General features: G+C 57.3%; 25 protein-coding genes. 12 read left to right on the forward strand and 13 right to left on the reverse strand.

Annotation, left to right across the window (positions count from 1 at the left end; genetic code table 11):
* Nucleotides 1–82: 82 nt before the first annotated feature.
* The gene (gene foxA / locus ACN9MQ_RS02625; RefSeq protein ID WP_426021264.1) at nt 83–2,191 is read left to right on the forward strand and encodes a ferrioxamine B receptor FoxA; all 2,109 of its coding nucleotides are present in this window, start codon (nt 83–85) and stop codon (nt 2,189–2,191) included.
* A gap of 66 nt (nt 2,192–2,257) precedes the next feature.
* Here the strand turns inward: foxA and ACN9MQ_RS02630 are convergent, their stop codons facing one another.
* Complete coding sequence (locus ACN9MQ_RS02630) at nt 2,258–3,673, reverse strand: PLP-dependent aminotransferase family protein (RefSeq protein WP_250369361.1); 1,416 nt, start codon at nt 3,671–3,673, stop codon at nt 2,258–2,260.
* 176 nt (nt 3,674–3,849) lie between these two features.
* Between ACN9MQ_RS02630 and ACN9MQ_RS02635 the strand changes: the two genes are divergently transcribed.
* Nucleotides 3,850–4,011 (forward strand): DUF1127 domain-containing protein, encoded by a 162-nt coding sequence (locus ACN9MQ_RS02635; protein WP_014168457.1) that lies wholly within the window; start codon nt 3,850–3,852, stop codon nt 4,009–4,011.
* 59 nt (nt 4,012–4,070) lie between these two features.
* On the opposite strand, the gene ACN9MQ_RS02640 is transcribed toward ACN9MQ_RS02635, so the two are convergent.
* Together ACN9MQ_RS02640 and ACN9MQ_RS02645 are read right to left on the reverse strand one after the other, a co-directional pair.
* The gene (locus ACN9MQ_RS02640; RefSeq protein WP_020885330.1) at nt 4,071–4,325 is read right to left on the reverse strand and encodes a DUF4282 domain-containing protein; all 255 of its coding nucleotides are present in this window, start codon (nt 4,323–4,325) and stop codon (nt 4,071–4,073) included.
* 81 nt (nt 4,326–4,406) lie between these two features.
* Nucleotides 4,407–5,795 (reverse strand): PLP-dependent aminotransferase family protein, encoded by a 1,389-nt coding sequence (locus ACN9MQ_RS02645; protein ID WP_014168459.1) that lies wholly within the window; start codon nt 5,793–5,795, stop codon nt 4,407–4,409.
* 102 nt (nt 5,796–5,897) lie between these two features.
* On the opposite strand from ACN9MQ_RS02645, the gene ACN9MQ_RS02650 reads away from it, so the two are divergent.
* Nucleotides 5,898–6,377, forward strand: a complete 480-nt coding sequence (locus ACN9MQ_RS02650) for a carboxymuconolactone decarboxylase family protein (protein ID WP_020885328.1) — start codon at nt 5,898–5,900, stop codon at nt 6,375–6,377.
* Here ACN9MQ_RS02650 and ACN9MQ_RS02655 read toward each other — a convergent pair.
* Entirely contained in the window at nt 6,364–7,266 is a 903-nt protein-coding gene (locus ACN9MQ_RS02655) for a LysR family transcriptional regulator (RefSeq protein ID WP_068795246.1), read from the reverse strand. The genes ACN9MQ_RS02650 and ACN9MQ_RS02655 overlap by 14 nt on opposite strands.
* A gap of 100 nt (nt 7,267–7,366) precedes the next feature.
* Here ACN9MQ_RS02655 and ACN9MQ_RS02660 point away from each other — a divergent pair, with 100 nt between their 5' ends.
* The 7 genes from ACN9MQ_RS02660 to ACN9MQ_RS02690 all read left to right on the forward strand — a co-directional run bounded on the left by ACN9MQ_RS02660 (nt 7,367) and on the right by ACN9MQ_RS02690 (nt 13,008).
* Entirely contained in the window at nt 7,367–8,782 is a 1,416-nt protein-coding gene (locus tag ACN9MQ_RS02660) for an aldehyde dehydrogenase family protein (protein ID WP_214580766.1), read from the forward strand.
* A gap of 108 nt (nt 8,783–8,890) precedes the next feature.
* Complete coding sequence (locus ACN9MQ_RS02665) at nt 8,891–9,214, forward strand: antibiotic biosynthesis monooxygenase family protein (protein ID WP_014168463.1); 324 nt, start codon at nt 8,891–8,893, stop codon at nt 9,212–9,214.
* Entirely contained in the window at nt 9,207–9,584 is a 378-nt protein-coding gene (locus ACN9MQ_RS02670; RefSeq protein WP_410395221.1) for an amino acid-binding protein, read from the forward strand. The genes ACN9MQ_RS02665 and ACN9MQ_RS02670 overlap by 8 nt, the downstream gene beginning before the upstream one ends.
* The gene (locus ACN9MQ_RS02675) at nt 9,577–10,272 is read left to right on the forward strand and encodes an ArsR/SmtB family transcription factor (protein WP_138613217.1); all 696 of its coding nucleotides are present in this window, start codon (nt 9,577–9,579) and stop codon (nt 10,270–10,272) included. The genes ACN9MQ_RS02670 and ACN9MQ_RS02675 overlap by 8 nt, the downstream gene beginning before the upstream one ends.
* A 135-nt stretch (nt 10,273–10,407) precedes the next feature.
* Nucleotides 10,408–10,878 carry a MarR family winged helix-turn-helix transcriptional regulator gene (locus tag ACN9MQ_RS02680; RefSeq protein ID WP_025205651.1) on the forward strand — a complete coding sequence of 157 codons (471 nt, stop codon included), beginning with the start codon at nt 10,408–10,410 and terminating at the stop codon, nt 10,876–10,878.
* Nucleotides 10,875–11,942, forward strand: coding sequence for an HlyD family secretion protein (locus tag ACN9MQ_RS02685; protein WP_426021263.1), 1,068 nt, complete (start codon nt 10,875–10,877; stop codon nt 11,940–11,942). Before ACN9MQ_RS02680 ends, ACN9MQ_RS02685 begins: the two co-directional genes overlap by 4 nt.
* The gene (locus ACN9MQ_RS02690; protein WP_138613221.1) at nt 11,932–13,008 is read left to right on the forward strand and encodes a DUF2955 domain-containing protein; all 1,077 of its coding nucleotides are present in this window, start codon (nt 11,932–11,934) and stop codon (nt 13,006–13,008) included. Before ACN9MQ_RS02685 ends, ACN9MQ_RS02690 begins: the two co-directional genes overlap by 11 nt.
* On the opposite strand, the gene ACN9MQ_RS02695 is transcribed toward ACN9MQ_RS02690, so the two are convergent.
* The 3 genes from ACN9MQ_RS02695 to ACN9MQ_RS02705 are packed head-to-tail and all read right to left on the reverse strand — an operon-like array spanning nt 13,005 to nt 15,725.
* A complete protein-coding gene (locus ACN9MQ_RS02695) occupies nt 13,005–14,276 on the reverse strand; it encodes a DUF445 domain-containing protein (RefSeq protein ID WP_113656616.1) in 1,272 nt (423 codons plus the stop codon). The two genes, ACN9MQ_RS02690 and ACN9MQ_RS02695, sit on opposite strands and share 4 nt — an antisense overlap.
* A gap of 3 nt (nt 14,277–14,279) precedes the next feature.
* Complete coding sequence (locus ACN9MQ_RS02700; protein WP_086533214.1) at nt 14,280–14,933, reverse strand: LysE family translocator; 654 nt, start codon at nt 14,931–14,933, stop codon at nt 14,280–14,282.
* A gap of 39 nt (nt 14,934–14,972) precedes the next feature.
* Nucleotides 14,973–15,725, reverse strand: coding sequence for an AraC family transcriptional regulator (locus ACN9MQ_RS02705; RefSeq protein WP_044857852.1), 753 nt, complete (start codon nt 15,723–15,725; stop codon nt 14,973–14,975).
* Nucleotides 15,726–15,879: 154 nt separating this feature from the next.
* Here ACN9MQ_RS02705 and ACN9MQ_RS02710 point away from each other — a divergent pair, with 154 nt between their 5' ends.
* On the forward strand, nt 15,880–17,250 hold the full coding sequence (locus tag ACN9MQ_RS02710) for an NAD-dependent succinate-semialdehyde dehydrogenase (RefSeq protein WP_252070083.1): 1,371 nt from the start codon (nt 15,880–15,882) through the stop codon (nt 17,248–17,250).
* 44 nt (nt 17,251–17,294) lie between these two features.
* Here the strand turns inward: ACN9MQ_RS02710 and ACN9MQ_RS02715 are convergent, their stop codons facing one another.
* Both ACN9MQ_RS02715 and ACN9MQ_RS02720 read right to left on the reverse strand, forming a co-directional pair.
* Nucleotides 17,295–17,615, reverse strand: coding sequence for a hypothetical protein (locus ACN9MQ_RS02715; protein WP_020885318.1), 321 nt, complete (start codon nt 17,613–17,615; stop codon nt 17,295–17,297).
* Nucleotides 17,615–18,160 (reverse strand): YfaZ family outer membrane protein, encoded by a 546-nt coding sequence (locus ACN9MQ_RS02720; RefSeq protein ID WP_014168475.1) that lies wholly within the window; start codon nt 18,158–18,160, stop codon nt 17,615–17,617. Before ACN9MQ_RS02720 ends, ACN9MQ_RS02715 begins: the two co-directional genes overlap by 1 nt.
* Before the next feature lie 412 nt (nt 18,161–18,572).
* Here ACN9MQ_RS02720 and ACN9MQ_RS02725 point away from each other — a divergent pair, with 412 nt between their 5' ends.
* A complete protein-coding gene (locus ACN9MQ_RS02725) occupies nt 18,573–19,931 on the forward strand; it encodes an esterase-like activity of phytase family protein (protein WP_371006471.1) in 1,359 nt (452 codons plus the stop codon).
* A gap of 46 nt (nt 19,932–19,977) precedes the next feature.
* Here ACN9MQ_RS02725 and yjiA read toward each other — a convergent pair whose 3' ends face one another.
* From yjiA to ACN9MQ_RS02745, 4 genes are all read right to left on the reverse strand, one after another.
* Complete coding sequence (gene yjiA / locus ACN9MQ_RS02730; RefSeq protein ID WP_020885316.1) at nt 19,978–20,931, reverse strand: GTPase; 954 nt, start codon at nt 20,929–20,931, stop codon at nt 19,978–19,980.
* 10 nt (nt 20,932–20,941) lie between these two features.
* Nucleotides 20,942–21,145 carry a YbdD/YjiX family protein gene (locus ACN9MQ_RS02735; protein WP_003856610.1) on the reverse strand — a complete coding sequence of 68 codons (204 nt, stop codon included), beginning with the start codon at nt 21,143–21,145 and terminating at the stop codon, nt 20,942–20,944.
* Between the two features lie 96 nt (nt 21,146–21,241).
* Nucleotides 21,242–23,395, reverse strand: a complete 2,154-nt coding sequence (locus ACN9MQ_RS02740; RefSeq protein WP_020885314.1) for a carbon starvation CstA family protein — start codon at nt 23,393–23,395, stop codon at nt 21,242–21,244.
* 190 nt (nt 23,396–23,585) lie between these two features.
* The gene (locus ACN9MQ_RS02745) at nt 23,586–24,503 is read right to left on the reverse strand and encodes a helix-turn-helix transcriptional regulator (protein WP_020885313.1); all 918 of its coding nucleotides are present in this window, start codon (nt 24,501–24,503) and stop codon (nt 23,586–23,588) included.
* Between the last annotated feature and the right edge of the window lie 45 nt (nt 24,504–24,548).

Raw genomic sequence — 24,548 nt, forward strand, 5'->3', positions numbered from 1 at the left:
TAGCACCGCGCATACGTATCCTGGCGGCGCGCATAGCTGTTTGCCCTCTCAAAAAGGTAATAATTCTTATTAACAATAAGAAATACCTTTGGAGAGGGTTATGTTTGCTAAGTCACGTCTGGCACTGCTGGTGGGATGGGTTACCGGTAGCGTCGCTTTTCCTTTACTGGCGCAGGATGCCCAACAAACGGACACCGTTGTGGTCACATCGCAGATGCAATCTGCTGCCACCAAGCTTGAAACGCCGGATATAGAGACTCCGCAGTCGGTCTCAATCGTTACCCGCGAGCAGTTTGAAGAGCAGGGCGCGACCAGCGTGCGCCAGGCGGTGAGTTACACGCCGGGGGTTTACAGCAACCAGATTGGCGCGTCAAACCGCTTCGACTACATGGTGCTGCGCGGTTTCTCCGACGGCAGTCTGGATAACGTCTACCTCGACGGCCTGAAGATGATGGGAGACACCAACTCTCACAGCTCGCTGGTGGTGGATCCCTGGTTCCTCGACAATATCGAGGTGGTGCGTGGCCCGGCCTCCGTGCTGTACGGCCGTTCATCGCCGGGCGGTATCGTGGCGCTGACCTCCCGCAAGCCGTCGTTCGATCCGGGCGGGGAGATTAAGCTATTTGCCGGGAACAATAACCAGCGCGGGGCGATGTTCGACGTTACCGGTCCGGTCGATAATAACGACCGCGTGGCGGTGCGCCTCAGCGGGATGACCCGCTATGCCGATTCCCAGTTTGATCCGCTGAAGGAAGCGCGCTACGCGCTGATGCCGAGCCTGACCTGGCGCATCACTGATAACACGCGTCTGGATCTGATGGCCTATCTGCACCGCGATCCGGAAGGAGGGAGCCACTCCGGCCTGCCTTATGACGGCACCGTGGTGCCGCATAACGGTAAGAAAATCACCAACACCTTCTTTGAAGGTGAGGATGATTACGACAAGTACGATCGTCGGGAAAACATGGTGGGCTACAACATTGAGCACATGTTCGACAGCGGCTGGACGGTGCGCCAGAAGCTGCGCTATCTGCACACCAAAGTGGAGCTGAATCAGGTATATGCCGCGGGCTGGCTGAACGATACCGAGCTCAACCGCGGCTATTCCGGTTCTGACGAGAAGATGAATGCCATCACGCTGGATAACCAGGTCGACGGCAGTTTCGATACCGGGGCAGTTAACCACCGCGTGCTCATCGGCCTGGATTATCAGGACCGAACCAATAACGTGACCGGCTACTACGGCGGTTTCCCGCCCATTGACGCGTTCCACCCGGTTTACGGTGCGAAACCGGATTACATCACCCAGTACAGCAAGGAAAAACATAAGCTGCGCCAGACCGGGTACTATCTGCAGGATCAGATGTCCATTGACCGCTGGCGCCTGACGCTGGGCGGGCGCTATGACCAGGTAAGCGTGTCGAACGTTGATAACGTTAACCATACCCGCAGCGACCTGGATAAGAACAACGTCAGCAGCCGCGCGGCGTTGCTGTATCTGTTTGATAACGGTGTCGCGCCGTACGTCAGCTACTCCACGGCCTTTACGCCGACCAGTTTCGCCGATGAGCAGGGCAACATTCTGGACCCGATGAAAGGCAAGCAGTGGGAAGCGGGCGTGAAGTATGAACCCGAGGGGATGAACAGCCAGTTCAGCGCCTCGGTGTTCCGCATCAACCAGAAGAATATCGCCACCAAAGAGGAGCCGACCGATCCGTACCGTTCCATCGGTGAAATCGAGTCCGAGGGCGTTGAGCTGGAAGCGGTGGGTCAACTGACCGACAGCCTGCGCATGCAGGCGGCGTACACCTATACCGACATTCGCTACAAGAAGAGTAGCCCGGAAGAGGAGGGCAAGCGCGCCGTCTATGCGCCGCGGAATATGGCCAGTGCCTGGCTCAGCTACGACGTGAAAACGGGCCCGCTGGACGGCCTGACCGTCGGCTCCGGCGTTCGTTACGTTAACGGCATTACCAGCGATCGCCAGAACACCCATACGCTGCCGTCGTATACGCTGGTGGATATGGTGGTGGGGTATGACCTGTCGAAGGTGGGGCTCACGGGCATGAGCGCGCAGCTGAACGTCAATAATCTGACCGATAAACGCTATGTGGCGGCGTGTAACTCGCTCTCCTACTGCTATTTCGGCGCGGAACGCAGTATCGTTGGCAGCGTTTCATGGACGTTTTAAGTCAGTGACAGTGCCGGGCGGCGGTGACGCCTTGCCCGGCCTGGTGGAGGAGGGCATCAGGCCGCACTACTCCTCCATCGCAATCATAATTGCCTCACCCATCTTCTTCAGCGCCTCGCGATGCTTCTCCGTTGGCGGTAACGCAACGTTGATCCGCAGGCAGTTGCGGTACTTGCCGGACGCAGAGAACAGCGACCCGGCTGCCGCCTGGATCTTCAGTCGGCACAGCTGCTTGCTGACGCACACCATGTCGACGTTTTCCGGTAACTCCACCCACAGCAAAAAACTGCCCTGCGGGCGCGTCACGCAGATCTCCGCCGGGAAATACTGCCGCACCCAGCAGGTATAGGTTTCCATATTCTGCTGATAAATCTGGCGCATGCGGCGAACGTGACGATGATAATGGCCGTCGCGAATAAACGCCGCCACCGCCATCTGCGTTCCCGGCACGTTAAAGCCGCCTGCGGCGTATTTCATGTGCATCACCCGGTCGTAATAGCGTCCCGGCACAATCCAGCCGACGCGCAGGCCCGGGGCCACGGTCTTGGTAAACGAGCTGCACAGGAGCACGCGGCCATCAATGTCCATGGAGTGAATGGTGCGCGGGCGCGGGTATTCCGCCGCCAGCTCGCCGTAAATATCATCCTCCACGATCACGATATCGTGCCGCTGGGCAAGAGCCAGCACCTGCTTCTTCCGCGCTTCCGGCATGATAAAACCCAGCGGGTTATTGCAGTTGGGCACCAGGATCACCGCTTTAATGGGCCACTGCTCCAGCGCCAGCTCTAACGCTTCAATGCTGATGCCGGTTTCGGGATCGGTGGGAATTTCGATGGCTTTGATGTTGAACCCGCGCAGCATCTGCATGGTGCCGTGAAACGACGGGGATTCCACGGCCACAATATCGCCCGGTTTGCATATCGAGAGCAGGGCAATCGACAGCGCGCCGTGGCAGCCATTGGTGATGACAATCTCATTCGCGGCCACGGTAGAGCCGCCGTCCAGCATCAGCCGTGCGATCTGCTCGCGCAGCTCGAGCCGACCGTCGAGCACGTCATAGCTCAGCATCTCGCCCGGGTTGTGCTGCGCGATGCGGCTCATTTCGCGCCACAGCGGTTTCAGGCTCGGTTGATTGACGTCCGGCGAGCCGCCGCCAAAGGAGATCATCTCTTTGTCGGCACGGGCATCCAGCAGCATCATCACTTCATCCCACTGGGTGACGTCTACCGGACGCTGCACCGGACGCGTCATTGCCGGTACGGGCGGCATGGCCTTACGTTGCGAGACAAAATAGCCGGAGCGTGGCTGAGGCGTGATCAGCTGCAGATTTTCGAGGATCTGGTAGGCCTGCTGTATGGTGCTGATGCTAACGCCATGCTCCTGGCTCAGCGCGCGCACCGACGGCAGACGTTCACCGCTGCGATACAGCCCTTGTTGAATGCGTTCCGCCAGAAGGTTGGCGAGATGTTGGTAGCGCGTCATGCTGTATCCTTTGTTTTCACCATACAGATTGTAAAACCAGTACAGATTGCCGCAAAAAACGGCATGCAGATACAGTTTTAGCGGATCTGTATGTTAAACAAAAGATGTTTTTGAATCTGTATTGTACGCCCTGAATTCCACGATGATAACGCTACTGGCACAGTGAGGAGAGCATCATGGAATTTTACGAGAACCGTTCAAAACGTCCGTTTATTGTTTTTGTCTGGATCGGCAAAACGCTACGCAACTGGTACCGTATTCACCGCACTCGTCGCATCCTGAGCAAGATGAGTGACGAGCAGCTCAAGGATGTCGGGTTGTCGCGCTATGATGTGTAAGCGGGCAGGGTCGGCGCTGGCCGGGTAAGGAGAAACCCCTACCCGGCGCAACGGAGAGATTATTCGACTGATTTCACCGCGGTGTTTTCAGCGATGCGGCGCAGATATTCGTTATTCTTAAACGCAACCATGATCAGTTCGAACGTCACGCGACAGCCGATCAGGCTGAAAATCATCCCGATAAATCCGGTGATCAGATGATCGGTAAACATGGAATACACGCCGGCAATCAAAATCACCAGCATGACGATCCAGTAGAAGAAGACCAGCACGCGTGGCGTTAATAAGTAGTCAAATCCCAGAATGGCTTTCATTTTCTTTTCCTTAGAAATATAAAAAAGGCTCAAGATTGTATCTTTATCACGTTCTTTTATGGCGTGGATAGCTATCTGATTTCAGAGTAGTAATTCCAGCGTTTCTTGTTTTGGCCTTTCAAGTAGTGCCACCGCCTCCTGATACGTGCGCACGTTGTTATAGCCCATCACCAGTCCGTAACGCTTGCCGGAGCCGCGATACCACTCCGAGAGCGCGTTAACCTGCAGCTGCTGCGCTTGCCAGCAGTGCGCGATTTCCCGGTCACAACTCCCTTTCGAAAGGAATGCCACGATGTGCATCCCACCGTCGTTTTGCTCGGTGAAAAACAGGTCGCCATACACCTCCTGTAAAGCCTTAATCATCCACTCCCGCCGGGTCTGATACAGGGCCCGCATCTTCTTAAGATGTCGGAAAAAATGGCCTTCGTTGAGAAAGGCGGTGAGGATCTTTTGCGTCAGCACCGGCTGGCCGCTGGTGACGATGTCCGCGCAGTCGGTAAAGGCCCCGAGGGTACTGGCGGGCATCACCACGTAGCCCATGCGCAGCGACGGCATAATGGTTTTGCTGAAGGTGCCCATAAAAATGACCCGGTCGTGCCGGTCGAGGCTTTTTAGCGACGGCAGCACCTTGCGGGTGTAGTGAAATTCCCCGTCGTAGTCATCCTCAATAATCCAGGCCTCGTTCTGACTCGCCCAGTCGAGAAGCTGTTGTTTACGCGGCAGAGAGAGGGTGACCGCCAGCGGGCTCTGGTGCGACGGGGTGACAATGGCGAAGCGGGCATCGCGATGGTGGCGCAGCAGGTATTCCGTATCGATCCCGGCGCGATCGACCGGCACGGTGTGCAGGCGCGGCACGATCCGCTTGAGCAACTGCTGGCCCATAAAGTAGCCCGGATCTTCAAACACCACCTTGTCGCTGCGGCTGGCCAGCGTATCGAGGATCAGGCGCAGGCTACCGCTGTAGCCGCTGGTGATCAGCACCTGCTCGGCGGTGCAGGCGAGCCCGCGTGAAATATTAAGGTAGCTGGCAATCGCCTGGCGCAGCGGATACCAGCCCAGCACGGGCGGATTCAGCATCTCTTCCTGGCGCATGGCGCGCGTCGCCTGGCCTGAAAGCAGCAGCCATTTTTTATAGGGAAAGCTGTCGAGGGAGGGAATGCCGGGGCGCAGAAAACCTGCCCGTTCGCGCTGGCCGATCAGCGAGGCTGGAAGCGTGCCGGTGGTCTGCTCCGCAGGGGCGTGCTGCGCGGGCAGTAACAGGTCCGGATTGACCCGCGTGCCGCGTGCCCCCTGGCTTACCAGATATCCTTCGCCCGTCAGGATGGCGTAAGCGGTTTCAACGGTTTTGCGCGCCACCTTCAGCTCTTCCGCCAGCACGCGAATGGCGGGGACTTTGTCGCCAGGCTTTAGCACGCCACGCGTGATGTTGTCGCGATAGCGGGTATAAATAGCGTGATAGCCCGGTTTCATGTCCTACCTCATTTGACGGTTTTTGTATCTTTTTACTATGTCATTATCCGCGTAGATTGTCCTCATCGCATGACATATGCCGCACAAAAAAGAGGAAAGACAATGAGCACCCGCGTAAACCACCATAAGATCACACCTGCCCTCGCCAACGCGCTGTCCAACCTGAGCATGGAAGTGGCGAAAACCTCTCTCGACCCGGCGCTGAAGCACCTGATCGACATTCGTGTCTCACAGCTGAACGGCTGTACCTTCTGCCTGGATATGCACTCGAAAGAGGCCAAAATCGCCGGAGAACGCGAGCTGCGCCTGTACCATCTGGCGGCATGGCGCGAGTCCCCGCTGTTCAGCGCCCGTGAGAAAGCGGCGCTGGCCTTCGCCGAAGCGCTGACGCAAATTAGCGTGCATGGCGTGAGCGATGCGCTCTACCGCAGCGTGGCGGAGCACTTCTCGGACGTGGAGATTTCAGAGCTGAACTTTGCCATTGTGGCGATCAACGCCTGGAACCGTCTGGGGATCACGTCCCGCATGGAGCCGGGCTCGCTGGACGCGGCTTACGGGCTGAATAAAGCTAACCTCGAATAACCCCGCGCTCACGGATCATCGCCACCAGCGCCCGTAACCCTGGCGGGACGTGGCGATGCCCCGGATAGTACAAGCGCAGCCCGGCAAACGGCTGCGTCCAGTCGTTTAACACGCTCACCAGTTCCCCGCTTTCAAGCTCTTCCCGGATATACAGTTCCGGTAAAAACCCTATCCCTAATCCCGCCTTCACGGCCCGGATCGAGGCGAAAAGATCGGACGTGGCAAAGCGCGGCGGTACCGCCAGGGCGTACTGTTCCCCGCGACGCGCCAGCTCCCAGCGGTAGATCCCACCGTGCGCCATGCGCATACCGATCCCCTGATGTAAGAGCAGATCCTCCGGCGTGTGCGGCGTGCCGTGGCGGGCAAAGTAATCCGGCGTGGCGGTGACAAGCTGGCGGATCTCACCGGTCAGCGGCACGGCGATCATGTCCTGCGGCACGGATTCTTCAAGACGGATCCCAGCGTCGTAACCTTCTGCGACGATGTCGATCATTCGTGCTTCGCTTAGCGTCTCGACGCGCATTTTCGGGTAGCGGATCATAAAGTCGATCAGCAATTGATCCAAAAAGAGCGCACCGATATGGTTCGGTACGTTTAAGCGCAGGGTGCCGGCAGGTTCGCCGGTATCACTGTGGATCTCTTCGCTGGCCTGGCGTATCGCCTGCAGGGCCGGGCCGATACGCGCCACATAGCGCTGCCCGGCGTCGGTAAGCGCCACGCTGCGGGTCGTGCGGTTAAACAGGCGCGTCTCCAGGCGGCTCTCCAGCCCGGCGATAGCGTTACTTACCGCCGTGGCGGACATGCCCAGCTCCTGTGCCGCACCGCGAAAACTGCCGCGCCGCACCACCGCCATGACCACTTCCAGCTCTGTCAGACCCGAACGATGCATAGATTATCCTGAAAATCGAAACAACCCTTGCAGCATAGCGTGGATTATCGCAACGGAGAAGCCGTGCCAGACTGTGTCCATACAGCCTGAGGAGGTTTATATGCACAACATCGAACAGATCTTTATCAACGGCGAATTTGTTACCCCGCACGGCACTGAACGTTTTGATTTATACAATCCGGCGACGGCGCGGGTGATTGGCCAGGTTCGCCTGGCCGATGAGGTAGACGCTGAGCATGCCATCGCGGCCGCGAAAGCGGCATTTCCGGCATGGTCGCAAACCCCCCGACAGGAACGCATTGCCGCGCTGAAACGCATGCATGCCGCCGTTGCCGCCCGTCATGACGCGCTGCTGGACGCGGTGATTGAAGAGTACGGCGCGCCAGCCTCGCGCTCGGCGTGGATGGCCCGCTACCCGGCAGATGTCATTGCCCAGGCCATCGAGGCGCTGGAAGCCTTTGAGTTTGTGACCACGGCGGGGGCGGCAACGGTGCAGATGACGCCGCTTGGTGTCGCCGGGCTTATTACCCCGTGGAACAGCGACGCGGGGTTTATCTGCGGCAAACTGGCGGCTGCGCTCGCGGCGGGCTGCACGGCGGTGATTAAACCGAGCGAGATGAGCGCGCTGCAAACCCGCATTGTCACCGAGGCGCTGCGCGATGCCGGGTTACCGCCGGGCGTGTTTAACATTGTCACCGGACGGGGTGATACGGTCGGTGAGACCATCAGCCGCCATCCGGACGTGGCGAAAATTTCGTTTACCGGTTCGACCGTTACCGGCAAAGCGATACTGCGCAACGCGGCGCAGAGTGTTAAGCGGGTGACGCTGGAGTTAGGCGGTAAATCGCCGACGATCCTGCTTGATGATGTCGATTTGGCGCAGGCTATCCCGCTGGTGGTGCAGGCCGGGTTTATGAACAGCGGGCAGGCGTGCGTGGCCGGAACACGCATTCTGGTTCCGCAGTCGCGTAAGGCGGAAATCGAAACTGCGCTGGCGCAGGCCGTCGCGGCCGTGAAATCCGGCGATCCGCGGGATAACGCGACAGAAATTGGCCCGATGGTCAGTGAAAAACAGTGGCTGCGGGTGCAGGGCTATATCCGTAAAGGTCTCGACGAGGGGGCAAACCTGCTGGTGGGGGGCGAAGGGCGTCCGGAAGGCACGCAGGACGGCTGGTTTGTACGCCCGACGCTGTTTGCTGACGTCACAAATCAGATGGCGATTGCCCGGGAAGAGATCTTCGGCCCGGTACTGTGTGTGATCCCTTATCAGGACGAGGCCGAAGCCGTCGCCATTGCCAACGACACCGAGTATGGCCTGAGTGCGATGGTGCTGGGCAGGGATGTCGAACGTGCGCGTCGCGTGGCGCAGCAGATTGTCGCGGGCCGCGTGCTGGTGAACACGCTGGCCCATGAGCCTAAAGCGCCGTTTGGCGGGTTCAGGCACTCCGGCGTGGGGCGTGAGATGGGCGAGTGGGGGATCCGCGCGTTTATGGAGCCGAAGTCGATTCTGGGATAACCGTTTGTCGCCCTCCCGGGAAGAGGGCGACAATACTTCGCCCTTCACCGAAGCATCCGCATTTTCTTTCCTGCATGCTCTCCGCACCCTCACAACGGAGAGACAACCATGATTGCAGTCCTTTTCGAAGCCCAGGCCGCGCCTGCCCACCAGGCGCGTTACCTGCAGCTCGCAGCCGAACTCAAACCCTTGCTGGCGGATATCGACGGGTTTATTGATATCGAGCGTTTCCAGAGCCTGACCACCGACGGCAAAATTCTCTCCCTCTCCTGGTGGCGGGACGAAGAAGCGGTCCGCCGCTGGAAGCAGAACGTCTTTCATCAGGCGGCGCAGAGGGAGGGGCGGGAGGCCATCTTTACCTACTACCGCATTCGGGTGGCGCAGGTGGTGCGGGAATACGCCTCAGAAACCGGAGGGCATGCGGATGTATGACGTCCATGTGATTTTCGACGCTACGCCAGGGGAACTGGCGCGATTTGGCCAGCTGTTGGGGTGTAATGGTGTGGGGCTGGAGGGCGGCGGCGTGTTTGGTACCGAAGCCCATTTCCTGGTGGAAGAGGGCGAAAAAGCCCGTCGCGTGCTGCTTGAGGGCGGGTTTAACGTCCGGTCAGTCCGTAAACCGCTGATCAGAAAACTGCAGCAGGCGCGCCCCGGTGAGCTGGGCGAGATTGCCGCGGCGTTAGCGGCTCACGGTGTGTCTGTACTGATCCAGTACAGCGACCATGCGAATCACCTCATTCTGCTGACGGATAATGATAAGCTGGCGGCAGAGATCACCAGACCATGGGCAGTCAATGCTTAAGACCCGTTTACCCCCTGACAACAGCGCGCTGCTGGAACAGGCTATGGCGGCAGTGGCCGCCGCCATGGCGGATCCGTCGCGTGTGAAAATGCTCTGTGCGCTGATGGATGGCCGGGCGTGGACCGCCACCGAGCTGAGCGCGGCGGCGGATATCGCCCCCTCCACTGCCAGCGGGCACCTGACCCGTCTGCTGGACGGAAAGCTGATTACCTGTCTGTCACAGGGGCGGCATCGCTATTACCGCCTGGCAGGACACGACGTGGCGGAACTGGTCGAGCAGATGATGGGGCTGTCGTGGAGCCGCATCACCCCGCCGGAAACCACCGCCCCGAAAGCCCTGCGTGAAGCCCGCACCTGTTACGACCATCTGGCAGGGACGGTGGCCGTTCAAATCTATGATTTTATGCAGGCGCAGGGCTGGCTGGAGACGGACGGGTCGGCCCTGACCGTGTATGGACGCGAACAGTTCCTGACGCTCGGTATTTCATTAAGCGCCAATCCGCGCCGTAAGGCCTGCTGTGCCTGTCTTGACTGGAGCGAGCGGCGGTTTCATCTTGGGGGCGAGGCGGGCGCGGCGCTCCTCGCGTACCTGGACAGCAACGGCTGGATCCAGCGGGTGGCGGGATATCGGGACGTGGTGGTCACCGCGTCGGGAAACGTTGCGATTAAAAAACGTTTTAGCCGCTAAAGTCTCGGCGGTCTGATGCCCTTTCCCACCGGGAGAGGGCATTCGTCTTTCGCAATTCCTGCTCTTTTGTCTCTCGTTTCTTGATACTTATCCTGGTAACTATTATCTTGACCGCGTGTTACGAGAGGATATCCCATGCGTGAAGAAGAACTGTTTAGCCGCAGACCGATGGGGATGCGGATGGCCATGATCGTGCGTCAGTGGCGCGCCGTGATTGACGACGCCATTCTCGAGACCGGGTTAACTCAGTCGAGCTGGACGGTGATGATGCAGCTTCAACAGCTTGGGGATAACGTCTCGGTGAGTGAACTGGCGGAGGTGCAGGGTATTGAACTGCCGCCGCTGATGCGCACGCTGACACAGCTGGAAAAACAGGGTTACCTGTTACGCACCGTATCGCCTTATGACAAGCGTATCCGGCTACTTACGCTGACGCCGGAGGGGAACGCCGTACTCAGGACGCTCTCCCGGGTGATCGAGACATTTCAGGCGCGCGTATCGCAAAACATCGCGCCGGAACATCTCGATATTTTCAGCGCCACATTGAATCAAATCGCCTGCAATTTGCGGAAAATCCGCGAAGAAGATAACAAGACCGAAAAATAATGACTCCTGAACAAAAGTTTGCCCGCTGGGTAAGGGTAAGTATTGCCTCTTTCCTGCTGATGTTTGTCTACTTTGTCGTCGCGGACATCTGGATCCCGCTGACGCCGGACTCCACCGTCATGCGCGTGGTGACACCGGTTTCTCCGCACGTCTCCGGCTACGTGGCGGCTGTCCATGTACACAACAATAGCCAGGTGAAGCGAGGCGACCTGCTGTTTGAGCTGGATGACACGCCGTTTCGCAATAAAGTGGAAGCAGCGCAAATCGCGCTGGAGCAGGCGCGTCTCTCTAACGAACAGCTGGATGCGCAGATCGCGGCCGCACAGGCCAGCCTGAAAACCGCCGTGCTGACCGCGCGTAACGACAAGGTGACCTACGATCGTTATCAGAAACTCAGCACGCTGCAGAACGTGTCGCAGGCGGATCTGGATAAAGTCCGGACCACCTGGCAGAGCAGCGAGCAGTCCGTCAGTTCGCTGCAGGCGAACATCCGTAACCTGCGCATTCAGCGCGGTGAGCGGGAAGAACACCGCAACGTCACCCTGCAAAAATACCGCAACGCGCTGGATGAAGCGGAACTGAATCTTGGCTGGACGAAGGTTTACGCTCAGGCGGACGGCACGGTCAGTAACCTCCAGCTCAGCCCCGGCTATTACGCCTCCTCCGGCTCGGCCGCGCTGGCGCTGGTGAATAATCAGGCCGATATCGTGGCCGACTTCCGCGAGAAGAGCCTGCGCCATACCCATCAGGGAACCGATGCCGCCGTGGTGTTTGACGCCTTCCCGGGACGCGTCTTCCGTGCGCATGTGACCAGCAGCGATGCGGGGATCCTCGCCGGACAGGAAGCGGTGAACGGTGAGCTGTCCGAGCCAGAAACCTCCAACCGGTGGGTTCGTGATGCCCAGCGTATGCGAATCCACGTGGCGCTGGACGAGGCGCTGCCGAAGCAACTTCCGACCGGTGCGCGTGCCACCGTGCAGCTCTATAACAGTGAAGGGCCGTTTGCGCGCTTCTTCTCCGGGATGCAGATCCACCTGGTGAGCCTGCTGCACTATGTCTATTAACACTCTGGCGCGGGTGTTTACCCCGCACGGCAACATCGTCTATACGGCAAACGACTTTCGCCAGACCCTGCGCATCGTCTTTGCCGGCATGATTGCGCTGAGCATTTCGAGTTTTTACAACACTCACTACGGCGTGTTTTTCGTGGTCTACCCCATCATGCTGCTGTCGCTGGTACCGGTCTTTAACCGCCACGTGGCGAAGCAATTTATCTTTAGCGCCTCGCTTAACTGCGTTGAAATGGTCATTATCATCGGCTATCTGTCACAATGGCCGGTCATCATGACGGTAGTCGTGTTCGCCCTGTACGTCATGCGTTTTCGCTTTATGAGTAAGGGACCGCTGTTTCTGTTTGGTTCGATGGGCGTGGTCTGCCAGAGCGTGATGCTCAACTTTATGAGCTATCCCACCACCGACTGGCATACGTTGCTGTTCTCCAATATCGAAGCGAGCGTTATGGCGGTGTGCCTGAGCGCGCTGATGAATTACCTGCTGCCGGACGTGGAGCCGCGCAAGCCGCCGCCGCTGATTGAAAAAGATGACGCCCGTGTGCGCCACGAGTCGCTGCTTTCCGGGACCGTTGCCACCCTGATTTTCGTCATCTTCCAGATAAGCGACCTGAGCGACTCACTGTCCGCGCTGATGGCCGGGGTATTGATTCTGTTTCCCATGCACTATCGCGGCGCGGTGATGAGTTCCCTCTGGCGCGTGGTCGGCGTGGTGCTGGGCTGCCTCTACATTCTGGTCGTCCAGCTTATCCTTTACGATCACAGCAGCCATATGCTGCTGATGATGCCGCTTATCGGCCTTGGGCTGGCATTTGGCGCGCGGCTGCACGTGATGGAGAAGGTCGGCGCCGGGGTCGGGTTTTCCAGCATCACCACCATCGGCATTATGTTCGGGCAGAACATGCACCCGGACAGCGACCTGGTGTTCAGCGATCTCTATCGCATTACCTCGGTGACCTTTGCGCTGGTGGCGACCCTGACAATGGTCTTCCTGGTGCATTTGATCCTCAATCGCTTTGCCCCTACGCGCTATGTGATCGCGCCGCCTGAGGCGAATTAATGCGCGAGCACGGCAGGCAATTGCGAGAGTAAAAACAGGATCAGGCCAATGGTCCCGCCCACCAGCGTGCCGTTCACACGGATGAACTGCAGGTCTTTGCCGATGTTAAGCTCAATCTGGCGCGACATATCTTTGGCATCCCAGCTCTTGACCGTGTCGCTGATATGCCGCGTGAGGAACGCGGCAAAATCCGGTGCTACGCGGTGCGCCGCCTGCTCCAGATGCTCGTTCAGCGATGCCTGCAGGCTGGCATCGTTCGACAGCGTTTCACCAAACCACAGTCCGGCGTTGGCGATGCGCTGCCTGACGCGCGAGTCCTCGCTTTGCATATCCGCTTTCAGCCACTGACGCAGGTCGGCCCACATCTCGCCCAGATAACGGTTAAACGCCTCGTCGTTCTTCAGATAGTGCTTGATGTTATCGGCTTTGGCGGCCATTTCCGGATCGTTTTTCAGGTTGTCGATAAACTTCAGCGTGGCGCGGTCAAACGCCTGGCGGATCTGGTGCGTGCGGTCGTGGCTGATATCATCCAGCAGCGTATTCACCGCATTCGACACCATCTCCGCACTCTGATCGCCGAGCCACTCGGTAGGCAGCACCATGGCCTTGCGCGGATGCTCGGTCTTCAGCCAGTGCACAATCTGGTCGGCGATAAAGTCCCGCGTGCTGTCACGCTGGATAAGCGAGATCAGGCGGTTGATGATGGCGTCCAGCAGCACCTGATGGCGATTGTTACGGGTCATGCTCTCCAGCATCACCGCGCTGGTTTCGGTGAAGTCGACCTTGTCGATGGCCTTGTGCACCGCCCGTTTGAGCAGCCGCTGAATGCGTCCGTCGTCGGTCAGTTCAAGAAAACCGCTCATTACCTGAATCAGATGCAGCCCGACGCGCCGGGCGTTGTCGGGCTGGCTGAACCAGGTGCCAATCATCTGTGCCGGTTCATAGCGGCGGATCAATGCCACCAGCGACTGGGTATCGAGAAACTTTTCCTGCACGAACTGACCCAGATTGTCGCCAATGCGGTCTTTGTTGCGCGGAATGATCGCCGTATGGCGTGAGATAAACGGGATAGGCACCCGGCGAAACAGCGCGACGACGGCAAACCAGTCCGCCAGTGCGCCGACCATTGCCGCCTCGGCAATGGCCTTTACGCCGCGCACCCAGAAGGTTTGCGGCAGGAACAGGGTGGTGATAAACGCCGCGGCGGCAATCAGCAGCAGCGACAGCGCCAGCAGCTTGGCGCGTTTAAGTTCAGCTATTTTTTCCATGGCTTAAGAATAGAGGGAGGCGGGAAGAAAATGCAAAAAACGCCACACGACCCACCCACCAAACGCCATCAGCACCACGCCAGCGGTTCGCTCAATCAGCCAGAGTGCACGGCTGAGCGTCCGCTGAACCACGGGCAAGCCCATCAGCGACACCAGTGCTAAATCCCAGACCAGCACCACCATTACCATCCAGACACCGCAGGTTGACTGCTGAAGCAGCGTGACATCCGGCCCTAACAGCGCCGTCATGAGCGCCAGATAAAAAAGCGCATTCTTCGGGTTTAACAGTGCCGAACCGAGCCCCAGCAGGATTTGCTTACGCAATGAGGGGCACCGCTGATGAGTCTCATTGAGCGCAAGCGTCTGTGGGCGGCTGCGCGCCAGCCGCGATCCAATCCAGAGCAGGTAGAGCGCGCCGGATAATTCGATAAGGGTGAACAGCCACGAAAACGTGCGCAGGGCGCTCCAGCCGATAATCACCAGCACAATATAGAGCGCGTTACCCGCGGCGATACCGAGGCACAACCCGGCACTGCCGCGCAGCCGGTAGCGTGCGGCGTAACCGACCAGCAAAAAGAAATCCGGACCGGGGCTTAACAGGGCTACAAAATGCGCCAGCGCCAGGGCGAGAAAAGCGGAAGGGAAGAACAGTTCCATCGTGACCTCCAGAGCAAAAACGGAGATCACCTTACGGCGTTACGTATCCTGATTATTGTCTGATATTGATCGGCCCGTCGCGTACTGGCGAGGCGTGGCGGCCGTGTAGCTGACGAAGGTTTTATGGAAATGGCTCTGGTCGGCAAACCCGCTCTGGTAACCGACATCGGCGAGATCATCCCCCGCACGCAGTCGCGCTTTGGCGTATTCCACGCGAGAGATGCTGAGAAAGCGTCCTGGCGTCAGGCCGGTGTCCTGTTTAAAGGTGCGGATTAACGTCTCTTTGCGCAGTGAAAATCGCCGGGCAAGGTCGTCAAGGGAAGGCGGAGCGGTGAGGTTCGACAGAAACGCCTCTTGCACCTGCTGACTCAGTGAATGGGGCTTATCTGTACGGCCTGTAGAGGGAGGAAGGGCGCAAAGCAGTGCGTTCAGGGAGGCCGCGGTCATGTTCTCAACCACGTCAAGATAATGATTAAACAGCGCTTGGTCGCGAATGATCTGCAGTGCCAGCGAAAGGTCAGTGTCGATATACAGCATGTGGTAGCTGCGTGGCTGTCCCGCCACCGGGTTGCAGCTGTGGGGAGCATGCGCCGGGATGACGATGATGTCGCCAGGGGTCAGGATATACTCCCTGTCATGGACTGTGCAGCACGTCTGGCCTTCCAGGATCGCGCCAATAGAGAGCTGTGGGTGACAATGACGTTTATACGCCTGGGTGCTCTGCCACGTGCTGCGCAGCTCGTGGCCGCAGGCGCGATGAAAGGTCTGGCGGATGTGTCGGGTCTCGGTCATGGGGAACTCCTGTCAGGAACGTTTTTTATACCATGCCCGCGCGACATGTTGCAGTACCACGCTAAGAACCTTCCGGATATACCCAACTTTACGTCCATCGCCAGTCATATTGTCTACCCTTAATACCCTAAGCGGTAAAACAAGGAGATTCGACATGGCTTACCAGACAGTAAATCCTGCCACAAACCAGCTCATCAAAGAATATCCCTCCCATACCGACGCGGATGTTGAAGCGGCGCTGAAGGCGGCCGATGCGCTTTACCATTCGGACTGGGCAAAAGGCGACATTAACCAGCGCCTGCCGGTACTGCGTAAACTTGCGGACCTCATCGACGAACGTACGGAGGATCTGGCCAAAATTGCCAGCAAGGAGATGGGTAAGCTCATTGAGCAGAGTCGCGGTGAAGTGAAACTGTGCGCGCAAATCGCCCGCTACTACGCGGATAATGCCCAACGGTTCCTCGCCCCGGTGAAGTACGACTCCGAACTCGGGGAAGCGTGGGTCGAGCACCACCCTATTGGCGTGCTGATGGCCGTTGAGCCGTGGAACTTCCCTTATTACCAGCTGATGCGTGTCCTCGCCCCGAACCTGGCGGCCGGTAACCCGGTGATCGCCAAACACGCCAGCATCGTGCCGCACTGTGCAGAGACGTTTGCACATCTGGTGCGTGAGGCCGGTGCACCGGAAGGGGCATGGACCAACCTGTTTATTTCGTCGGATCAGGTGGCGAACATCATCGCCGACGATCGTGTACAGGGTGCCGCGCTGACCGGTTCCGAAAAAGCGGGTAGCGTGGTCGCGGCGCAGGCGGCGAAGCACATCAAAAAATCGACCCTGGAGCTGGGCGGTAATGACGTCTTTGTGGTGCTGGATGATGCCGATCTGGAGAAGGCCGTGAAGACGGGCGTGAATGCCCGACTCAATAACGCCGGCCAGGTCTGTACGGCGGCGAAGCGTTTCATCGTGCATGAGAAGATTGCGGATGCCTTCCTCGCGAAATTCACCGAGGCATTTAAGCAGGTGAAGATTGGCGATCCGCTGGACGAGAGCACCACCCTGGGGCCGCTATCCTCTCAGGATGCGCTGGACACGTTGACCAGACAGGTCAACGAGGCGGTGAAAAACGGCGCGACACTGCATTACGGTGGCAAACCGGTGCAGCGTGACGGGTGCTTCTTTGAGCCGACGATCCTGACGCATATCTCGCGCGACAACCCGGCCTACTTTGAGGAGTTCTTCGGCCCGGTGGCGCAGATCTATGTGGTGAAAAATGATGACGAAGCGGTCGCACTGGCGAACGATTCCCACTATGGTCTGGGCGGCGCGGTGTTCAGCAAGGATATCGAGCGGGCGAAGAAAATGGCGTCGCGTATTGAGACCGGGATGGTGTATATCAACTGGCTCACCGATACCGCGCCAGAGCTGCCGTTTGGCGGCGTGAAGCGATCCGGTTACGGACGCGAACTGTCGGACCTGGGGATCAAAGAGTTTGTGAACCAGAAGCTGGTGGTGGTGCGTAAGTAACTCCGCGAATAAAAAACCTGCCATTCGGCAGGTTTTTTTTGGGGTTATTGCACTTCAATCTTGTCCCAGCCGCTTTTGAACATGCAGCTGTCGACTAAGGTATCCCGGCGATATTCATTCGCGTCTTCAACCGTGTAGCTCGTGGAAATATCCTTTTTCTTTTTCGATTTGTCCATTTTTTCCGAGCTCGAACCGGTCACAACATTGTCCGGGGGCAGATCAATCAGGGCCTGTGCTTCGCATTCCGTGAGCTTTTTATTCATCTCAGCGTCACTGACTCCCGGTTTCACCCATTTATACTGGACGCAACCGGTGAGCAGAAGCGTGATGCTCAGAACGCAAAGCGCGGTAATGCGGTGTTTCATCAGAAGGTGACTCCACCGCCTACATATGCGCCGTCGATCAGCGTGTGGCCAGGACGACCGTCTTTGCCGTCAACGCTTACGTGACGATAACCCACTTTCAGCGTCACAGGCGTGATTGGCGTCCAGCTCACACCGCCGTTGGCTTCCACGTAGTTTTTCACGCTGTTGTTCAGACCTTCTGGTGCGGCATACCCTTCGCCAAACACGTGGATGCTGTCCGTCAGCGCAACGTTAATACCGCCACCGATGGGGAATGCCACGCCGTTATCGCCTTTTTTCGGGCCAAGGTAGATTGCTTTAGCACCGGCATTCAGCATCACCGGGCCCACTTCCAGGTTGTAACCGGCGCCAACGCCACCTGTTTGCGTGCCGTCGTCGGTGTTTTTGAGCCAGTTGCTTTCAAGGTACACACCGGATGAGGATTTACCCATTTCCAGATTAAGGTTAGTAAAGTTTTTACCTTGCTCAATCGTGCCGCCCATAGCCAGTGCGGAACCCGACAGGACGGTCAGAGCAGAAAGAAGAAGAACATTCAATTTTTTCATGTTTTATGCCTCGTCATTAATTTCATCTGAGGCCACCTTAACAAGCGATGTTTATGACTGCAAATGTGATTAAGGTCGTGTTTTTATGCTGTTTTTGTTAATGGCTGGCTTTTGAAATGTTGCTTTCATGTTTAGTTATCGCCGGGTCAATATGTATTACCTGGACGTTTAGGACAGGTTTAGTTTTTTGACTAAATAGACACTGAACGAGACAGAGGATAACCGTTTGACATGAATTAATTGGCTTTCTAATAATTTCCAGAAACATTTCAAATTTTACACTTTGTGGTTTAGTTTTACATTTCTGGCGGTTCATGCGCCTGCAATTGCCTGCCCGCGTATCTCTGCGGTGTCATTTTCCTGACACGATTGTTCTTTACGTTGTTGGCTTCACTTTCTGGATACTAACAATATGAAAAGAAAAATTATTCCTGTGCTTATCGGTTGTGCGCTCTCTTTCTCTGGCCTGGCGGCGCAGCCCACGGCCGAGCACTATGTTGTCAGCTTCCCCGAAGGCACGCGCGTGAGCTACAGCGGCGCGTTTGCCGGTGCGTTCCCGAAGGGACTCCCGGTCGGGATTGGCTCTGGCCTGCTGTTTACCGGTAAACAGGGCGATACCCTGACGTTTGCGACCGTGACCGATCGCGGTCCGAATGCGGATTCGCCGAAAGTGGGGAAAGACGAAGCCAAAATCTTTGTCACGCCCGATTTCGCTCCGCTGCTGATGACGATTCGCGTACAAAATGGCAAAGCGGAGGCCGTCGATGCGCGCCCTCTGCATGACGATAAAGGCGAGATCAACGGTCTGCCGCTGCAAAGCGGCGTGATTGGCTCGACCAATGAAGTGGCGTTCAGTGACACGTTAAAGGTGCTGAAGGGCGACAATCGCGGGCTGGATACGGAAGGTATCACGCCGGACGGTAAAGGCGGTTACTGGCTGTGCGACGAGTACGGTCCGTTCCTGATTAACGTCGACAGCAAAGGCAAGATCCTGGCGATTCACGGTCCGCAGGCGGCGGAAGGCGAGAAATCCATCGCGGGCGGCTTGCCGAATATTATTAAATGGCGTCAACCAAACCGGGGCTTTGAAGGCCTGACCCGTATGCCGGACGGGCGTATCATTGCCGCGGTGCAAAGCACGCTGGATATCGACGGCAAAAGCAAAAAACAGGCGCTGTTTACCCGCCTGGTGAGCTTCGACCCGGCGACCGGGAAAACCGCGATGTACGGTTATCCCATCGACAGCGAAGCCTACAGCAAAAACAATGACGCCAAAATCGGTGACATTGTGGCGCTTGATAACCAGCAGCTGCTGCTGATTGAGCAGGGCAGCGATAAAAACGATGGCATGCGCAACCTCATCTACAAGGTGGACCTCAGCAAGGCGAGCGATCTGACACGCTTCGATAAGCCGGGCGAATACCCGGAGTTTGATGACGAGAAGACGCTGGCCCAGCGCGGCATTACGCTGGCGGCTAAAACCCAGGTCGTGGATTTGCGCGCGCTTGGCTGGCAGCAGGAAAAGGCCGAAGGGTTAGCGCTGATTGACAACAAAACGCTGGCGGTCGCGAACGATAACGACTTTGGCGTGAAGGTGGCGATGGAAAATCCGGTCGAGGGCAAGAAGCTCAAGGATTATCGGGTGAATTCGCAAGGTGCACTCACGATTGATGATAAACCGGTTGCGACCACCCTCGCCGTGAAGCCGCTGGCGAAGCCGGCGTCAGAAAGCGAACTGTGGATTGTGACGCTGCCCGACGCGCTGAAATAATCTCACAGCCCTCTCCTCAACTGCGGAGAGGGCTGCGTTCGTACGGTTATTTGCGCAGTGCTGCAAACGCTGTCCGGATCTCGTCTTCCGGCAGCTGTAGCCCAATAAACACCATGACGCTTCGCGGCGTTTCATCTCCCCACGGTCTGTCCCAGTCCGCGCTGTACAGCCGCTGTACGCCCTGGAACAGCAGGCGGTTCGGTTCGCCATCAATCCACAGCATCCCTTTGTAGCGCAGCAGCCTGTCGGCAAAAGAGAGCAGCAGGTTTTCCATGACGCGGGAGACGTCGCTGATATCCACCGGGTAATCCAGCTCGACCACAATCGACGAGACGTCGTTTTGCTTATCTGCCATAAAGTGGAAGCGCGGCGTTGAGGTGACATGCTCTTCCAGCATAAAGCCGTTGGTGTTGAACAGCTGCGAGAGGTCGATATCACCGTGCGTCGCGATGTAAATCGGCGCGCGCGAGTTGATACGCGTCAGGCGCTCGCGCAGTTTTTCGCTGTCGCCCGCCACGTCGGTTTTGGTCAGCAGGATGCGATCGGCGTAGCCCACCTGCGACTGGGCGAGGGTGAACTGGTTCATCTGTTCGTCGGCATGAACCGCGTCGACCAGCGCAATGACGCCGTCCAGCAGGTAGCGCTGGCAGAGGATCTCATGGGCGAAAAAGGTCTGAATAATCGGGCCGGGGTCGGCCATACCGGTGCATTCAATCACCAGGCGATCAAAATCGATTTCACCGCGATCGCGGCTGTCGAGCAGATCCAGCAGGGCGTCTTCTAATTCATTCGAGCGGGTGCAGCAGATGCAGCCGTTAGTCAGGGTTTTGATCTGCGTGGCGCGATCGCCAATCAGCTGATCGTCGACCGAGACTTCGCCGAATTCGTTTTCGATCACGGCGATTTTGAAGCCGTGCTGCGCGTTCAGAATGTGGCGCAGCAGGGTGGTTTTACCGGCGCCAAGGAAACCGGTCAGCAGGGTGACGGCAATCGGGGTCATGGTCTCTCCTTTAGCAGCAGCGTACGCCGCCTTCTCCACTCCCGCCGTAGCGCGCTTCCTGACGCTCGCGGAAGAATTCGGTATAGGTCATGTACGGTTTATCCGGATGGTTGGTCTTCATATGCTCAACGTAGTTGTCATAGTCCGGAATGCCAATCAGCATTTTCGCCGCCTGACCGAGGTATTTTTTCGCTTCGCCTAAGTTACCAAACATTATGCCTTCCAGATAGAAAAAGCCCGGCAGGGGCTGCCGGGCGTTGTTTCCCTTCACCCTAACCCTCTCCCGCAGGGAGAGGGATGCGAGGGCGGATTAGTGGTGTGAAGAGGTCTTCACGCCGCCTTCCGGTACCGGGACATACGGGGTTTCTTTATCCGTACGACCCTCGGCGTTACGCACGTTCAGCCAGGTTTTAATGCCGTAGAAGATGATGCTGTACACCACCACCAGGAACAGAATGCTCAGACCTGCGTTGGTGTAGTTGTTCACCACGATATGGTTCATGTTGGCAATCTGCTGGGCAGTGAGGTCCGCGCCGCCTGCGGCAATTTTCTCTTTGTACTGGTTAGCCATGAAGAAGAAGCCTTCCAGCTGCGGATTGGCGCTGAACAGTTTCAGACCAAGCGCCCAGGTGGTGCAGAGCAGCAGCCACAGCGCAGGGATCACGGTGACCCAGATGTATTTGGTGCGTTTCATCTTCACCAGTACAACGGTGCCAAGAACCAGGGCGACAGCGGCCAGCATCTGGTTAGAGATACCGAACAGCGGCCACAGGCTCTTCACGCCGCCCAGCGGGTCGACAACGCCCTGATACAGCAGGTAGCCCCACAGACCCACGCAGCCCGCGGTTCCCAGAATACCCGCCACCAGAGAGTCGGTTTTCTTCAGGAACGGCACGAAGTTACCCAGCAGGTCCTGCAGCATAAAGCGTCCTGCACGGGTACCGGCGTCCAGCGCGGTGAGGATGAACAGCGCTTCAAAGAGAATACCGAAGTGGTACCAGAAGCCCATGTCCGCCCACGGCAGCACTTTGTGGAACACGTGTGCGATACCCACTGCCAGCGTCGGTGCGCCACCGGCGCGGTTCAGGACTGACGGTTCGCCAATGTCTTTCGCGGTCTGCATGATCTGCTCAGGCGAAATCACGAAGCCCCAGGAGCTGACGGTTGCGGCAGCATGTGCGCTCGCATCTTTCAGCTGCGCCATGATCAGCGCCGCGTTATCACCGCCCATCTCATGCAGGTTTGGCATGGTAATGCCCAGGCCTGCCGGAGGGGTGTTCATCGCGAAGTAGAGACCCGGTTCGATGATGGACGCGGCAACCAGCGCCATGATCGCCACGAAAGACTCCATCAGCATTGCGCCGTAGCCAATCAGACGCGCGTCTTTTTCGTTAGCCAGCAGCTTCGGTGTGGTACCGGAAGCAATCAGGGCGTGGAAGCCAGAGACCGCACCGCAGGCGATGGTGATAAACAGGAACGGGAACAGCGCACCTTTCCACAGAGGACCGGTACCGTCGATGTACTGGGTCACTGCCGGCATTTTCAGATCCGGGTTAATCACCAGGATGCCGATCGCCAGACCGACGATAACGCCGATTTTCAGGAAGGTCGCCAGGTAGTCACGCGGTGCCAGGATCAGCCAGACCGGCAGCAGAGCGGAGACAAACGCATACCCAATCAGCGCGAAGGTGATGGTGGTGTCCTTGAAGGTCAGCGCCGGGCCCCAGTACGGGTCGTGCGCAATCACGCCACCGAAGTAGATGGATGCAACCAGCAGCACAATACCAATCACCGACACTTCACCCACGCGACCCGGGCGGATAAAGCGCATGTAGATACCCATGAACAGCGCAATCGGCACGGTAGAGCAGACGGTGAAGACCCCCCACGGACTTTCGGCCAGCGCTTTCACCACGATTAACGCCAGCACCGCGAGGATGATGATCATAATCAGGAAGCAGCCGAACAGCGCGATGGTCCCCGGCACGCGGCCCATCTCCTCTTTGACCATCTCACCCAGAGAGGCGCCGTTACGGCGAGAAGAGATAAACAGCACCATAAAGTCCTGCACCGCCCCGGCCAGCACTACGCCCGCGAGCAGCCACAGGGTACCAGGCAGGTAGCCCATCTGCGCGGCCAGAACCGGGCCGACCAGCGGACCCGCACCGGCGATAGCGGCAAAGTGGTGACCAAACAACACGTAGCGGTTGGTGGGCACGTAGTTGAGGCCGTCATTATTAATGACCGCCGGAGTGGCACGCGTCGGGTCGAGTTTCATGACCTTCTGCGCGATGTATAAGCTGTAGTAGCGATAAGCAACAAGATAGACGGAGACAGACGCAACGACGATCCACAGGGCGCTTACGTGTTCGCCCCGGCGTAGTGCGACAACCGCCAGACAAAAAGCGCCGAGGATCCCGAGTAACGCCCAGGGCACGTGCTTCAGTAGTTTTTTCGTATCCATAGTAAGACCTGGTTTTTTATGTAATGAAAAAGGGTCAGGGTTCGTTATGAGGAGGTATTGATTAATGCTGGAGCGATCGTGCCAGAACCACGCGCGTGTAAAGACAGGTAAATGAATGAGCGGTTGAAAGGGCCAGGTGAGCGGTCAAAGAGGGCGGCGAGTGGTTCCGTCTCGCCGCCGCCGGGAGAAATTATGTGATTGAGATCACGTGGTTATCTGCTGTGCGCTCTACCGCCAGATAATTTTCCAGCGTTTTAAGCAGCTTCTCTTTTAGCCAGTTGGGCTCCAGGATTTGAATGTTCGGCAGCCAGTAGAACAGCAGCGGCAGGATCTGGTTCTCGTGTGCCGCCTGACAGCGCAGCGTGACGCCGTTGTGCTGCTCACCGACAAGCTCTTGTTCCGGCAGCAGGTCGCGGCGCATAAAGTAATGTGAAATAGTATCTTTAATGAATATTTTTACTTCGAAAGTGTCTTCCGACACCCACGGATCAAGGCTTTTTTCCAGCAGTCCGAGCGCATTTTCTTCCGGCGTGAAGGTTTTTTGTTGAATATCAAACCAGCTAATCTGACTCAACGAGAAGGATTTTAGCCGACTATTCTCGGTGGCTTGTAAATACCATATATTTTTATTGTTAATGAGTTTATAGGGATTAATCAGGCGGGTTTTACCCTTATAAACGATCTGGCATACATTACGATTCTTAATCGATTTCTCGATTTTCGATAAATAGCGACGAATATCACGTTCTACCGTGTGCTCTGCTTCGTTGCCAAGAATAAGAATATGATTTTCGTCAACGCGTGTTTCAAGTTTCTGCCAGAATTCCGTATTTCTTTCCGGGAAAAAGCTATCGGCATTCAGGAAGTTAGCAATCGTGTGATGTAATCCTTGTCCACCGGGAGATTGTGCGGAGTGGATCAGACGATACAGTCCGTTACCGGTATGTTCCACAATAGGTGAAAGCGCATTTAAATCCCGGTAGACGGTGCGCTCGGTAATTTTAAATTTTTCCATGAGCGCACTGCGGTTTACCACACCATTTAAATGTAACTCAACCAGAATATCGACCAGACGTTCAGCCGAGCGGCTCCGCGTCGATTTAGCCATAAGGTCTTCCTGTATATTAGGGTATGCGCTGAATGATGCGGGTAG

It is taken from the genome of Enterobacter sp. R-25 (genome assembly GCF_049913205.1).
Classification (GTDB): Bacteria; Pseudomonadota; Gammaproteobacteria; order Enterobacterales; family Enterobacteriaceae; genus Enterobacter; species Enterobacter ludwigii.

Bases quoted from the DNA above. Each gene is read 5' to 3' on its own strand.
- ACN9MQ_RS02645 (WP_014168459.1), bottom strand. From the start codon at position 5,795: ATGAAACCGGGCTATCACGCTATTTATACCCGCTATCGCGACAACATC.
- ACN9MQ_RS02650 (WP_020885328.1), top strand. From the start codon at position 5,898: ATGAGCACCCGCGTAAACCACCATAAGATCACACCTGCCCTCGCCAAC.
- ACN9MQ_RS02700 (WP_086533214.1), bottom strand. From the start codon at position 14,933: ATGGAACTGTTCTTCCCTTCCGCTTTTCTCGCCCTGGCGCTGGCGCAT.
- ACN9MQ_RS02655 (WP_068795246.1), bottom strand. From the start codon at position 7,266: ATGCATCGTTCGGGTCTGACAGAGCTGGAAGTGGTCATGGCGGTGGTG.
- ACN9MQ_RS02670 (WP_410395221.1), top strand. From the start codon at position 9,207: ATGTATGACGTCCATGTGATTTTCGACGCTACGCCAGGGGAACTGGCG.
- ACN9MQ_RS02705 (WP_044857852.1), bottom strand. From the start codon at position 15,725: ATGACCGAGACCCGACACATCCGCCAGACCTTTCATCGCGCCTGCGGC.
- ACN9MQ_RS02660 (WP_214580766.1), top strand. From the start codon at position 7,367: ATGCACAACATCGAACAGATCTTTATCAACGGCGAATTTGTTACCCCG.
- ACN9MQ_RS02680 (WP_025205651.1), top strand. From the start codon at position 10,408: ATGCGTGAAGAAGAACTGTTTAGCCGCAGACCGATGGGGATGCGGATG.
- ACN9MQ_RS02710 (WP_252070083.1), top strand. From the start codon at position 15,880: ATGGCTTACCAGACAGTAAATCCTGCCACAAACCAGCTCATCAAAGAA.
- yjiA (WP_020885316.1), bottom strand. From the start codon at position 20,931: ATGACCCCGATTGCCGTCACCCTGCTGACCGGTTTCCTTGGCGCCGGT.
- ACN9MQ_RS02630 (WP_250369361.1), bottom strand. From the start codon at position 3,673: ATGACGCGCTACCAACATCTCGCCAACCTTCTGGCGGAACGCATTCAA.
- ACN9MQ_RS02715 (WP_020885318.1), bottom strand. From the start codon at position 17,615: ATGAAACACCGCATTACCGCGCTTTGCGTTCTGAGCATCACGCTTCTG.
- ACN9MQ_RS02735 (WP_003856610.1), bottom strand. From the start codon at position 21,145: ATGTTTGGTAACTTAGGCGAAGCGAAAAAATACCTCGGTCAGGCGGCG.
- ACN9MQ_RS02695 (WP_113656616.1), bottom strand. From the start codon at position 14,276: ATGGAAAAAATAGCTGAACTTAAACGCGCCAAGCTGCTGGCGCTGTCG.
- ACN9MQ_RS02745 (WP_020885313.1), bottom strand. From the start codon at position 24,503: ATGGCTAAATCGACGCGGAGCCGCTCGGCTGAACGTCTGGTCGATATT.
- ACN9MQ_RS02740 (WP_020885314.1), bottom strand. From the start codon at position 23,395: ATGGATACGAAAAAACTACTGAAGCACGTGCCCTGGGCGTTACTCGGG.
- ACN9MQ_RS02665 (WP_014168463.1), top strand. From the start codon at position 8,891: ATGATTGCAGTCCTTTTCGAAGCCCAGGCCGCGCCTGCCCACCAGGCG.
- ACN9MQ_RS02640 (WP_020885330.1), bottom strand. From the start codon at position 4,325: ATGAAAGCCATTCTGGGATTTGACTACTTATTAACGCCACGCGTGCTG.
- ACN9MQ_RS02675 (WP_138613217.1), top strand. From the start codon at position 9,577: ATGCTTAAGACCCGTTTACCCCCTGACAACAGCGCGCTGCTGGAACAG.
- ACN9MQ_RS02635 (WP_014168457.1), top strand. From the start codon at position 3,850: ATGGAATTTTACGAGAACCGTTCAAAACGTCCGTTTATTGTTTTTGTC.
- ACN9MQ_RS02725 (WP_371006471.1), top strand. From the start codon at position 18,573: ATGAAAAGAAAAATTATTCCTGTGCTTATCGGTTGTGCGCTCTCTTTC.
- ACN9MQ_RS02690 (WP_138613221.1), top strand. From the start codon at position 11,932: ATGTCTATTAACACTCTGGCGCGGGTGTTTACCCCGCACGGCAACATC.
- ACN9MQ_RS02720 (WP_014168475.1), bottom strand. From the start codon at position 18,160: ATGAAAAAATTGAATGTTCTTCTTCTTTCTGCTCTGACCGTCCTGTCG.